This is a genomic window from Nocardia carnea (assembly GCF_029868325.1).
GTDB classification, from domain to species: domain Bacteria; phylum Actinomycetota; class Actinomycetes; order Mycobacteriales; family Mycobacteriaceae; genus Nocardia; species Nocardia carnea_C.
The window spans coordinates 1-11,031 of record NZ_JARWNW010000086.1; the positions used below are offsets into that span (position 1 = coordinate 1).

At 67.5% G+C, this 11,031-nt stretch carries 13 protein-coding genes; 1 reads left to right on the plus strand and 12 read right to left on the minus strand.

The features are described from left to right. From QH196_RS05000 to QH196_RS05030, 7 genes are all read right to left on the minus strand, one after another. Positions 1-650: ESX secretion-associated protein EspG (locus QH196_RS05000; protein ID WP_280414560.1), on the minus strand; the 650-nt coding region annotated here is incomplete at its 3' end. Next, positions 647-1,645: a PPE domain-containing protein gene (locus tag QH196_RS05005; RefSeq protein ID WP_280414561.1), complete on the minus strand. Its 999-nt coding sequence runs from the start codon at positions 1,643-1,645 to the stop codon at positions 647-649. The genes QH196_RS05005 and QH196_RS05000, both read right to left, overlap by 4 nt. Before the next feature lie 41 nt (positions 1,646-1,686). Then, positions 1,687-2,019 carry a PE domain-containing protein gene (locus tag QH196_RS05010; RefSeq protein ID WP_280414562.1) on the minus strand — a complete coding sequence of 111 codons (333 nt, stop codon included), beginning with the start codon at positions 2,017-2,019 and terminating at the stop codon, positions 1,687-1,689. 35 nt (positions 2,020-2,054) lie between these two features. Continuing rightward, positions 2,055-3,482 (minus strand): hypothetical protein, encoded by a 1,428-nt coding sequence (locus QH196_RS05015; protein ID WP_280414563.1) that lies wholly within the window; start codon positions 3,480-3,482, stop codon positions 2,055-2,057. After that, on the minus strand, positions 3,479-3,796 hold the full coding sequence (locus QH196_RS05020; protein ID WP_280414564.1) for a type VII secretion target: 318 nt from the start codon (positions 3,794-3,796) through the stop codon (positions 3,479-3,481). The genes QH196_RS05015 and QH196_RS05020 overlap by 4 nt, the downstream gene beginning before the upstream one ends. A 99-nt stretch (positions 3,797-3,895) precedes the next feature. Then, on the minus strand, positions 3,896-4,195 hold the full coding sequence (locus QH196_RS05025) for a YbaB/EbfC family nucleoid-associated protein (RefSeq protein WP_280414565.1): 300 nt from the start codon (positions 4,193-4,195) through the stop codon (positions 3,896-3,898). Between the two features lie 27 nt (positions 4,196-4,222). Beyond that, a complete protein-coding gene (locus QH196_RS05030; RefSeq protein ID WP_280414566.1) occupies positions 4,223-4,576 on the minus strand; it encodes a hypothetical protein in 354 nt (117 codons plus the stop codon). 695 nt (positions 4,577-5,271) lie between these two features. Here QH196_RS05030 and QH196_RS05035 point away from each other — a divergent pair. Beyond that, on the plus strand, positions 5,272-5,619 hold the full coding sequence (locus QH196_RS05035) for a toxin-antitoxin system YwqK family antitoxin (RefSeq protein WP_280414567.1): 348 nt from the start codon (positions 5,272-5,274) through the stop codon (positions 5,617-5,619). Between the two features lie 9 nt (positions 5,620-5,628). On the opposite strand, the gene QH196_RS05040 is transcribed toward QH196_RS05035, so the two are convergent. From QH196_RS05040 to QH196_RS05060, 5 genes are all read right to left on the minus strand, one after another. Continuing rightward, positions 5,629-6,423 (minus strand): ESX secretion-associated protein EspG, encoded by a 795-nt coding sequence (locus QH196_RS05040; RefSeq protein WP_280414568.1) that lies wholly within the window; start codon positions 6,421-6,423, stop codon positions 5,629-5,631. Continuing rightward, on the minus strand, positions 6,420-8,222 hold the full coding sequence (locus QH196_RS05045; protein WP_280414569.1) for a hypothetical protein: 1,803 nt from the start codon (positions 8,220-8,222) through the stop codon (positions 6,420-6,422). Before QH196_RS05045 ends, QH196_RS05040 begins: the two co-directional genes overlap by 4 nt. Before the next feature lie 278 nt (positions 8,223-8,500). After that, complete coding sequence (locus QH196_RS05050) at positions 8,501-10,084, minus strand: hypothetical protein (protein WP_280414570.1); 1,584 nt, start codon at positions 10,082-10,084, stop codon at positions 8,501-8,503. A gap of 14 nt (positions 10,085-10,098) precedes the next feature. Continuing rightward, positions 10,099-10,536 carry a TY-Chap domain-containing protein gene (locus QH196_RS05055; protein WP_280414571.1) on the minus strand — a complete coding sequence of 146 codons (438 nt, stop codon included), beginning with the start codon at positions 10,534-10,536 and terminating at the stop codon, positions 10,099-10,101. Further along, positions 10,533-11,024 (minus strand): DUF6301 family protein, encoded by a 492-nt coding sequence (locus tag QH196_RS05060; protein ID WP_280414572.1) that lies wholly within the window; start codon positions 11,022-11,024, stop codon positions 10,533-10,535. Before QH196_RS05060 ends, QH196_RS05055 begins: the two co-directional genes overlap by 4 nt. Positions 11,025-11,031: the final 7 nt, after the last annotated feature.

Consider the following 11,031-nt stretch of genomic DNA (forward strand, 5'->3'; position numbering starts at 1 on the left):
CGATCGGTGTCGTAGACCGCGACCGCGCCCGGTGCGCGCGTGCTGAGTCCGTCCTCATGGCTGTAGGCCACGATTTCGGTGAAGCCCCGGCAGGAGGCGAACGCCGCGGCGAGCACCGTGGCATCGCGGTCCCCCACCCCCAGGGCATAGATGGCGTCGGCGAACTCGCCGGTGGTTTCGGCGGTATCGAGCCGGCCGGCCAGTTCGTCGGCCGGTGCACTGAACCCCGCGACCTCGGCCGCCTCGGCCGGGCCCAGCGCAGTGAGCAGCGGGCGGGCCAGCGCCTCCGCCGAACCGTCGCACCAGATCGTCGCGATCTCGAAACTGTCCCCGTCGCGTACCGCCAGGGCATGCTGTTCGCCGCGGCGGGCCAGGCACAGCCGCAAGGTGCGGTCCTCGGCGAAGCCGCGGGCCACCAGCTCGCGATCCGGTTGCGCCAGTACGAGCAATGCCTGCCCGGTCTCGGGGTCGACATCGCCTTCGGTATCGAAAACGCCCGCCGCGGTGAGCTCGACAACGGCGCGCTCGCGGGCCGCCTGCCACTCCTCATAGGAGTCCTGCTGCGGTCCTACAGCGAGTACAAGGGGCAGGGTCTGCACACCCAGGCGCTCGGCGACCGCGAGCAGCGCATCGTTGGTCAGGGTCGTCACGACGTACCTCCAGCCCGGGACCCCGGCGCGGGAGCCGCCGGTTCGACACCGCCGAGTACCGCGGGCGCGGCCCGCAATTCCTTCTCGGCACCGAGGCGATCGCTTTCGTCACCGGGGAGTCCGGCGCGTGGGAAGCGGGATGTGTCCTGAGACGATCCGCCGGCACCTGCGGACGCGCCGGGTGCCAGCGGGGCCGCCTGGGACGAGGCTCCGGTGGTGGCGGCCGGGGTCGTATGCGGGGTCGGTTCCGGCGTCGTTGCCGATTGTGCGTAGAGCGGCGCGCTGTAGGCGGTGGGCACCCGCGGTACGGCGGCCGGGATCGGGACGGCGCCGATACCCATCGACCCCAGCGGCATACCGCCCCGGACACCCGGCGCCGATGGGGGCGCGGCAGTCGCGGCGGCCGCGGCATGCTCGGCGGCCAGCGCGGTCTCCGGTGCCACCACCGGCGGTGCGGTCTGCTGCCACGGCAGCGCGAGGGGTTCGGTGGCCTTCTCGTAGTTCTCCATGACCCGGGAGGCCACGGCCTTCGCGACGTCGGAATCCTTGTCCGCCTCGGCGGCAACGGCTTTGATCGGCGCACCCACCATTGCGCCGACCGATTCCAGCATGCGCTGGACCTGCTGGATCTGTTCGATATCCGCGGTATGCGGCATCGCCAGCCGCGCCACTTCGTAGGCCGCGACCTGCGCCTGGAACCGCGCCGCGTTGGCGGCGGCGGCGCCCGCCGCTTCCACCAGCCAATCCCGCAGTGTCGAAATACGCTGCAATACTTCGCTACTGCGGCCGGATCCCCATGCGCCACGAATTTCGACGACGGCCTTCTCGTACTCCACCACCGCAGCACCCAAGGACGCGGCCAGACGTGTCCAGGCCTGCACGGCCTCGGCCATCGGCACCGAGCCCGCACCGGTGGTGAGCTCGCGGGCCAGCCGGTCGGCCGGACGCGCAGGCCACACCACACCGGTGAAGCCGGGTCGTGGTGGTTCGATCATCGCTGGGAAATATCCTTCGCTCATCGGCACTGCGGGAGCCGTCAGGCCTTGGGCCCGCCGAGGTCGGCGGCGTTATCGGTTTCCATACCGTCGAACCGGGTCGTGCTGAGCCGCAACGTGGCCGCAAGTTTGCGCATTTCCTGCACACCGGCCTGGGCACTGGTCAGATAGGACGCCGCCACATCGTTGTGGGTCTGCGACGCCCGGCCCGAAACCTCGTCCGAACCCGCCGGAACCACGGTCAGTGCGTCCTGGACCGCCGCCAGATCGGCGGCGAGCCGATCGGCCAGCGCATCCAGGCCCGACGATGCCTTCCCGGCCGCGGCCGGGTCGAATCGGACCCCGTCGTACACCTCACCCATCTCGTTCTCCATGAGACCCTCCTGTGTGTCCTGGTTACCGGCTCGCGTCAGAGCGTGAGTTCCTTGTCCGGCGGGGGTTCCGAGGTCGATTCCGCGGCGCCGACCACCGGTACCGCGATACCTTCGATCGGGCCGACCACTTCGTCACCGTGTTCGGCCGAGACCGCGCCACGCGCCGCACCGTCGGTGACCGATTCGCCGTCGCGCGCCATCCCCGCGGCACCCATACCCGCACCCATCGGCATATAGCCGGGGCTGTTGCCACCGGCCGAACTCGTTCCCGCGGGAGTTGCCGCGGACGACATACCCGCGACCGACCCCGGCGACGTGGCGCCGAGCGCTCCGACGGGACCGAGCGGGCCGGGCGCCGCCACCTTGGATCCGGGGAACGCACCGAGCGGAGCGGGAGCAGCACCCACCGCACCACCGGCACCGAGACCCCCGCCGGCCCCCAGGGCACCCGGGCTACCGGGCTCATCGGTATCCGGTGCGCCGGGCTCACCGTTGCCGGGCTCACCGCCCAGCGGTTTCGGTGCGGACAGCGCGGTATTCGCGGGCGCCAGTTTGCCCAGCGCCTGCACGGCCTGGCTCGCGGAGCTGATCAGCGGCGTGACCATACCGATCATCTGCATGAGCTGGTTCATCTGCTGGCTCGGATCGACCCCGGTCGGCGCATTGGTGATCTTCACCTTCTCGCCGGTCTGCGTCAGTGCGGCACCTTCGACGCCGAGCTCGGACTTGGTTTTGACGGTGATGGCCAGCGCTTCGGTCGCCGCCTCGATCGCCGACGCCACCAGGTAGGCCGCACCGCCACCGGATGACGCGTAGAGCGGGGCGAGCGCCAGTTTCGCGGAGAACGCACCGATCACCACCGCCATTTCCCCGCGGCCGATCGCGACGCTGGTCGCCCCCTTGGCGAGATGCAGTTTCTCCCCGGTGCTCTGCGCCTCGAGCTTCGCGGCATCGGTCTGCGCCTGCCCCGCCTTCTCCGCGGCCTCCATGGCCCCCATCCCCTGCCACAGGCTCATCGCGGTCTGCAACGCGGAGGTACCGACCTGCATCACCGTCTGCATCACTGTCGACACCTGCGACAGCAGCTGCGTCGGATCCACACCCGGCGGCGGGGCCGGCGCGGCCGCCGGATCGCCCGCAGCGGAAGCCTGGGCAGGAGCCGGCGCCGGCGCGCCCAACTGCCCGGAACCGAAGGCCGCCGCCAGATCGGTGAGCGGCCGCATGAGCGCGCTCAGGTCGAGCATCGGCAGCGGCGGCAGCTCCGGCAGCCCGGGCAGGTGACCGAACGCCGGCAGCTCCGGCAGATTCGGCAGGCCCATGCTGCCGAGGATGTCGTTCACCGGCATATCGAGCATGGGCGCGAGCGCGCTGCCCCGAAGCAGCTCGAGGACGGTCGGGTCCAGGGGATCCGCGCCGGCCGGCGGCTGGGCGCCCGGGAGCGGGGCCGCTCCTGGAGTGCTCATGATCCGGGATTCACCGCGCCGATATTCGCCGCATTACCCGCGTCGGTGAGCTCGTAGTTCGCGGCGGCCTGATGCGCGGTGAGCGCGGTACCGGCGTGCACCGCGGCGAGTTCGGCGACCGAGGACAGATGGTTGGCCTGCGCGTAGGCGAATGCGATCAGGAATTCCTGGCCGATGAGCCCGAACGCTGGTACCGCGAACCCGACCGTCGCCGCCTGATCGACGCCGGCGGTGGTGGCGATTCCGGCGGCCATGGCCGCGGATTCGCTGCCATACAGGCGAACCGCATCAGGTACAACATGCACGTTGTTCATGTCTTGTGTCCAATCCCGAAACATCCCACAATGTTTCGTCGTCAACGGTACCCAGCGGGTACCTCCGGCCGGGACCGCCGACCGGTTAACAGTCGGTGACTACCTCGTGCTTTCCGAATTGAAGGTGTCGATCAGGGCGGCCTTCTCGGCGATCGCCCGCGCGGCGGCCGCCCGCGCGGTCTCGACCAGCGTTTTCTCGAACTCGCCGGGACTCAGTTTGTTGATCCCACCGGTGAAGTGCAGCCCGACGGGGGCGGCGTTTCCGTCCACCTCCACCGTCACCGAACCGTCCGGCGAGGTCTCGCCGACCACGATCGCGCCCATCGCTTCCTGCAGGTCGGTCAGCCGATAGACCTGCTGCTGAACCCGGGCGATGAGTTCGTCCATCGTTTCGACCATGACATCCCCTCGAAATCCCTTCCGGACCTAGACAGAACGGAGCCAGCTCTCCGGTTCGGTCTCGTACTCCTGCTCCTGCACCAACTCCTGGCGGGCGACCTGCTCCTCGGTCGGCAGACCCGCCAGCTTCAGCATTTCGCTGGTGAAACCCGCTTCCTGCAGCTGTTTACGGCGCTCGAGGCCGGCGCGGGCCGCGGACTGTTTGCACAGCCGCAACAGCTCACCGGCCAGGGCATCGGGGTCGCGGCGGAGTTCACCGGGCTCGACGGATACCGCTACGGGCAAGCCCGTTTCAGTGGTCCGGATCCGGATGGAGCCGGTGAGCGAATGGGCGGTGAACTCGGTGGGAAACTCGAGGCCCCCCGGACTGTCCGCGCTCATCGTCCTCCTCCTGTGTCGATGGTGGCGCGGGGCCGAGGCCCCGACGCCCCCGGAACTTCGTTCCACCGGCGTGGTCGCTGCCGAGCCCGAACGTGCACCGTTCCCGGACCGCGGTCACGAGAAGTATGGATCGCGCAGGTGAACCGGGGGTTACCAACCAGTATGGCAAGTGGCGGGTATCCGTGCATACTCGGATAACGAGACGTTCCGGAAACTGGTTGCCAGCACTGGGAATATGTCTCACACCCGCCCGCCCGGCCCGGATATACGCTGGCGCAGTCCAATCCCGGGACTCCCACCCCCGGACCCCACAACTGAACAACGACCCGGCCGAAACGGCCCGTGTCGGCATGCCGCACCGCGGCACCGCCCGACCGCGGCCGCTCGGTAATATGCGCTGCTCTCACGCACGGATATCGCATCCCCACAGAACCCTCCTGACCTTCTGCGCTCCCCACGGCGGCACGTCACCCCAGATCGCTCGACCGGGTTTTCCCGACCGGCGCCACTTCTGTTAACAGTGTGCCTGTCGATCCGGCCGTGCCGGAAGTCTTTTCCGCGCCGCAACGCGATTACCCAGGTCGACACGAGAACGGCGCACGTCCACATATCCGCCGCGCCGACCGCGGAACGCCGGATTCGCCCCTCGGGCCCGATAACCTGATCTACGTGTACGAACGGACGGAAGATCCGCAATGAGGCGTATCGACCTGAACTCGGATGCCACCTGGATCGGCGACGATCTACGGCTCGAGTACGGCGGCGAACCGTTCACCGGAGAGGTGGTAGAGGAACTCGTACCGGGACAGCTGCTGTCCCAGGAGTTCTACGTCGACGGCCTCCCACACGGCAGCACCCGCGAATGGTGGCCGGACGGCCGGTTGAAGTCCGAAGGTGAGAACTATCGGGGCAAACCGTGCGGGGTGATGCGACGCTGGCATCCTGACGGCCGGCCGGCCACCGCGACCCTCTACGACAACCACGGCGAATCCGTGGCCGTCCGAGACTGGCCCCACCTCGGACTGCAGGCGCCGAGCCCGTGAGGGTACGGATCAATTCCCCAAGCTGGTCCGCTCGTCCTTGATCGCCCGCACGACATCCGCGATCTGCCGGTTGAGCACACCCACCATACGTTTGCGGTCCACCGCCAGCACGGTCGCCGGATTTCCCGAGACGATCAGATAGCGGCCGTCGCCGGTGATATCACGCCAGCCGAGACTGCGCCGCCGGATTCCACGCGGGCCGAGTCGAGAGTATCCTTGCGCAACCGTTATCGTCCCGGTCAGATCGGCCGATGCGGCACCGAACGATTCGCCGATCACCGCCGGTTCGTCGTCACGATGCAGCACCGTCGGGCCTGCACGAGGCCGATCCATTCGATCCCCTCCGGCGCCGCCGGTAAGAGTGAAATCCGGGTGCCGCCCCGCCCCGACCTCGGGCAGGGCGCCGACCACCGCATCGGCCAGACCTATTACGCCGTGCTCGGTCAGGGTGAATCCTTCGGCGTGCCACAGGGTCCGCCCCGGCTTCTGGATCACCATATGGGCGTTATCGCCCTTGCGTGCGGCCAGAATCCTGATGGAGCGTTCGGCATTCTGAAGATCGTGACCATCGAACCCGCGTACCACGATTCGGATATCCGGTTGCGCCATGGTCGCGAGGATTTCCGCCAGTTCCGGTCCGTAGCGCGATCGGACTCGTGCGGCCGCCTCGATCCGCGCGCGCCGGTGATCATGGTGGCGGCCGGGCTCACTGGTGAATACGAAAGGGTCCGGAAGGTAACCCTCTTTCGTAGATTCCCAGGCCGCGACGAATTCGATATCCGTGAACGTCCACGTACGGCTCACTGTTCGACCACCGGTTTGGCCACGATCGCCGGATCGCCGAGTCCCTCCTCCAGCCATTCGGTGGAATCCAGATAATCGGCACGCTTGTGATCCTTCTGCTGTGCGCCCTGCGCGCCACCGCCGGCACCACCGCCGCCCATCGGCATCCCGCCCATGGGCGCACTCTGTCCCGTCGACGCCGCGGCGACGCCCGTGAACTGCCCGCTCGCCACACCTGTCGCGACAGAGGCCCGGGGGAAGAGTTTCGCCGCTTTCTCCACATTCGGTGCCGGTGGCGCCTTCATCCCCCCCGGCGCGGCAGGACTACTCCCACCAGCTCCACCTCCGAGACCGGAGGGGAGCTTACCTGCCTTCTGGAGAGCGGATTGGTAGTTCTTCACCGCATCCTGTAATGCAGGCATCCCCGGAAGACCCGTGATACCGGCCTGTTGCAGGGCCTGTTGAGCCGCGGTGGACAATTGCTGACCCATCTGCCCGAGTTGCTGCAGCCCCTGCTGCGCCGCCTGCATCAGGGGTTGGGTGCTCGTCTGCTGCTGGAGGGCCTGCTGCTGTTGCTGAAGTGCGGCCTGCTGTTGCTGGGCCTGGGTTTCGAGCTCCCGCTGTGCGGCCAGCAGCTCCTGACGTTGCTGTCCGATCTGGTCGAGCGCGGCCTGCTGTTGCTGTTGCTGATTCTGTCCCCCACCGCCACCGCCACCGCCGGTGCCACCGCCGCCGTTACCGCCGCCGTTGTTGTTCCCCCCGTTGTTTCCACCGTCTTGACCGGGTTTGGTGGGCGGAACCGGATCGGGGAGTATCGCGATCTTGGCGTCGGTGAGCTCCAGTCCAGGGAGGTATGCCTCCTCCATCGCCCTGATGGCCGCCTGACGCCGCGCTTCCTTCTCCTTTTGCACATAGGACGCGCTGGTGGTGGTCTCTCCCTCGTCGAGGCCGGGAGCATCCCATTGGCCCATCTCGTACCAGGTCGCCGACAGCCACTGTGACGCGTACTCCAGGTTGTCACCGATCAAGTTCATATTGGCGACCAGTTTGTCGGTGTCCGCGCCATAGGCGGTGACGGCTCCGCGAGCCGCCTCGGCTCCGCCTTCGACGCCGGGACTGCGCCACGAATTCTGCGTCGAGATCATCTTGTTGACCAGATCGTCGAACTTCTCGTTCAACTGCCCAGCCAGCCATCGCCAATCGGCGGCGGCCTGCGCGATCTTCACAAAGGTGAAATCACCGGTGTTTCCGAACGACTCCTGCATCGACTCGTAGCGTTCGAAGGAGAGAGAATGCGGATCTTCACCGTGTACCTGCGGGGATTCGAACTCCACACCGTCGGCCGGGTTGCGCAGGCTTCCCGGCATACCGCCGCCGTCTTCCGTCAGACCCGGATAGACGTACCCGGGCACATTGGTGGTTTCCTCCAGCCTCGGACCCGGCCGATCACTCAGCGAGCCCGGTGTATCCACCCGATCGATATCGAGCGCGGAGTCGTCGTCGGTATCCGAATAGGCTTTTCCCGCGGCGATGAACGTATCCATCATATCGTTGAGGATGGTTTCGTGATCGTCGAGGATTTCGCGTAGTTCCCGGCCCTTCTGATTGAATCGCTCGGCCAGCGCCTCACTCGATCCCAGATTGCTGGGCGGCGCAAGCGAATCGACGAGATCCACTTTGCCGCGCACAGCCAGCACCCGGCCGAGCACCTCGTTACACTTCCCGGCTAGATCCTCGACCACTCCGGACTGGAGTTCCAGCGCTCCACTTTCGGCCTGGGACGACAGGCCCGACCATGGGTTGGCGGGTTCAGGTGCCATAGCACGCGCTCCTGCGAACTCGAAACTCGACAGTATGTAGGCCTCTTGTTCCCGGCATCGGGAAAAGCGGCCCGCGGCCGTGGACCGGATATGCCGTTACCGCAATTCCGGTGTTCCCCACCATGCGCGCCTCCTCACAACTCGACACCCCGAACGCAGCACGGACCTCTTCCGAGCGTACCGCCGGGCTGCTACGCCCGCCCGACCTGTTTCTGAACAGACATCGACATTTCGGTGCGCCGGAAACCCACTGCCCCGGCCGCTCTTCCGGCTTGCGCCTAGATGAGGGCGTGATTCCGTTCACGGAAGCGCCGTTCGAAATCCGGGAGGTACTGTGACGGGGCGACCGAGGACGACGAGCGTTCCAGCACTCCGTCATCCGCCACATAGAAGATCGCCCGCCCGATCGCGATCTCCCCCGGGTCCACCGGTACGTAAACCATCCAACCTGCGGATATCCGGTCGGCGCGCAGGTTGTCCACGCGGTACCCGGCGGTATCCGCCCCGCTGTCGGTCAAGTACCGGGCGACCCGGTCGACGGCATCGGTGGCGGCAATCGGTTCGGGGGCTGTCACACCACCCAACAAGAGCTGGTAGTACGCGTTTTCGAGGTCGAAGGGCCCATCCGTGCCGAAAACCTCCACCAGCGTGCCGCGGGTCACCGCCCCTGCCTCCGCGGCGGCGATCAGGGCGTCGACGCCTGTGCGCTGCCGCTCGGTGGGGTGCTCGCCGAGCAGTCCGGTCACAATCCGGGCGACGGTATCGGTGGTCCACAACCCGGGAAGAGCCTCGGCGCAATCGCCCGGATCCGGTGAATCGCCGCGATGCCATCGGCCGTCGTCCCACCAGTAGCAAAAGGTGAGCAGGCCTCTGTTCGCGCGGTGGTTGAGTACCGGGTCGGCAACCCAAAAGGGTGCGCCCCGATACAGTTCGGGCAGGGATTCGCCCCGGTTGTAGGCGGCGGCCAGTTCCGGCGCGTCCCACCGCCCGCCGGAAAGCACCGCGCGGCCACCGGGCAGGGTGTAGAGCGAACAACCGCTGCGCTTTGCGCCTTCGAACCAGCGCATCGCCGGCATCAGGCGCGGACCCCACTGCGAGCGAGCCGCGACGAATGCCGCGGAAAGCACCGCCCAGCGCGCCGTCATCAGCGGGAGCGGCGGGAGACCGGTGACATCGGTTACCGGGCCGGTACCGAAGTCCCGCTCCGCACCTACCCGGGCGGCAGCCTCCGGCGGGCGGAGCTGCCGGCCCGCATGACGAATATGGGCAGCCAGCCAAACCGGTAGTTTCTCGCGTGGGTATGCCTCGAGATCGGCCCGGTAGGCCCCGGGAGCGAAGAGCTGGTCTTCCGGGAACGGTTCGGCGCCGAAATCGTAGTCGACCTCGATACGGCCTTCGCTGGTGAGCGTGAGAAGCAGCCGCCACCAGGGGCCGTCGCCGAATCCGGCCGAAAGGCGCCGATGGTCTCCGACCAGCGTCATGACCTCCGGTGACGGCGTGGTACGCGCTACGAGCTGCTGGTTTTCGTCGGTATAGAAGGCGGTACCGGTACTGGCGACCACCGTCGCCGCGAACACCGCATCCAGCCGCTGCCAACCGGCGGGACCTTCGGCGGCCAATCTGCGGGCGACCTGATGCATGAGGGACCGGGCCTGCTCACCGATACTCGGGGACGCATCCAGTGTGAAGCCGAGATCGGGCTCGGTCTCGGCGGATGCCGCAGCGGCGCTGTCCGAACCGGGTACTGCCGGCCCGGTGTCCGGGCCGAGGGGCGGCGTATCGCCGGCCGCCGAGCCCTCGGGCGGTATCTTCGGCGGAACTTCGGATCGATGCCCCGGTGGTTCCTCGCCTCTTCTGCTCATCGGGTTCGGCTCGCTCATAGCGCAGGCCGCCGGAGGCCGAGGCCGGGGAAGTCCAGGTCTGCGTCCCCGGCTTCGCTGTTCCATGCCTCGTAGACGAGGTCATCAGGCCGAGCGATCGCGAAGACATCCCGGAACCCGGTGAAAACCATGGAGACGAGTTCCCGATACTGCGCAGGTGACAACGGCCAAGCCCGGTCGATCCACCAGTTGGTGCGATCCCCGCCGGGGGGCTGCCATCCCGCATCGACCAGACGCCGGGCACCCGAATCACCCGCCTGCTTCCCCGGGGGCAGCCAGCTATCACCGACGAGTTCGGCATACAGCCGATCGTCGAACTGCTTGAACTGCGCATATCGGGGCCCTTCGGCCTCGGCGATGATCAACACGGCACCGGCCGGCAGGGCGGACAACTGGTCGGCCAAGCCCGCAGCGAGCTCCTGCCATTCGGTCACAACAGTTCCTCTTCGTCCAGCTCTTCGATCTCGTCCTCGATCGCGAGCTTTTCGTTGGTAACCAATCGCACTACCACTGACATCCCGAGATCGCGGAGCACCGCTGTCGTCGTCGTCCCGGCCCAGCGGACCTCCGGGGTAGCGCCCGGCACTCTCGTGGTGGGCGCTCCGAACTCCGCTGTCAATGCCGCTGTCATCTCGGTGAATGCCGCGCGCGACCGGCTCCGGCCCGCCGCATCGTCGGTGGTGGAACCCGTTACCTCCAGCACGATCTCGGTGGCCACCCCGTTGTCGCCGCTGATCTCGCCGCTACTGCTGCCGAATCCGATATCGAGCACAACCCAGTTCGGCCTGCTGCGCTCGACTTCCCAGCCGAATTCGGTCGCCAACTGCGCTGCATCGGCCAGTCGCCACGACCATTCGAGCGTACGCAATCGTCCGACCAGCTCGACGAGTTCGGGGTTGCTCAACACACGCCATTCGGTCATGAGTCCT

Excerpts from the sequence above, each read along its gene's own strand:
- QH196_RS05030 (WP_280414566.1), bottom strand. The coding sequence starts at position 4,576 with ATGAGCGCGGACAGTCCGGGGGGCCTCGAGTTTCCCACCGAGTTCACC.
- QH196_RS05010 (WP_280414562.1), bottom strand. The coding sequence starts at position 2,019 with ATGGAGAACGAGATGGGTGAGGTGTACGACGGGGTCCGATTCGACCCG.
- QH196_RS05025 (WP_280414565.1), bottom strand. The coding sequence starts at position 4,195 with ATGGTCGAAACGATGGACGAACTCATCGCCCGGGTTCAGCAGCAGGTC.
- QH196_RS05035 (WP_280414567.1), top strand. The coding sequence starts at position 5,272 with ATGAGGCGTATCGACCTGAACTCGGATGCCACCTGGATCGGCGACGAT.
- QH196_RS05060 (WP_280414572.1), bottom strand. The coding sequence starts at position 11,024 with ATGACCGAATGGCGTGTGTTGAGCAACCCCGAACTCGTCGAGCTGGTC.
- QH196_RS05045 (WP_280414569.1), bottom strand. The coding sequence starts at position 8,222 with ATGGCACCTGAACCCGCCAACCCATGGTCGGGCCTGTCGTCCCAGGCC.
- QH196_RS05005 (WP_280414561.1), bottom strand. The coding sequence starts at position 1,645 with ATGATCGAACCACCACGACCCGGCTTCACCGGTGTGGTGTGGCCTGCG.
- QH196_RS05020 (WP_280414564.1), bottom strand. The coding sequence starts at position 3,796 with ATGAACAACGTGCATGTTGTACCTGATGCGGTTCGCCTGTATGGCAGC.
- QH196_RS05015 (WP_280414563.1), bottom strand. The coding sequence starts at position 3,482 with ATGAGCACTCCAGGAGCGGCCCCGCTCCCGGGCGCCCAGCCGCCGGCC.
- QH196_RS05050 (WP_280414570.1), bottom strand. The coding sequence starts at position 10,084 with ATGAGCAGAAGAGGCGAGGAACCACCGGGGCATCGATCCGAAGTTCCG.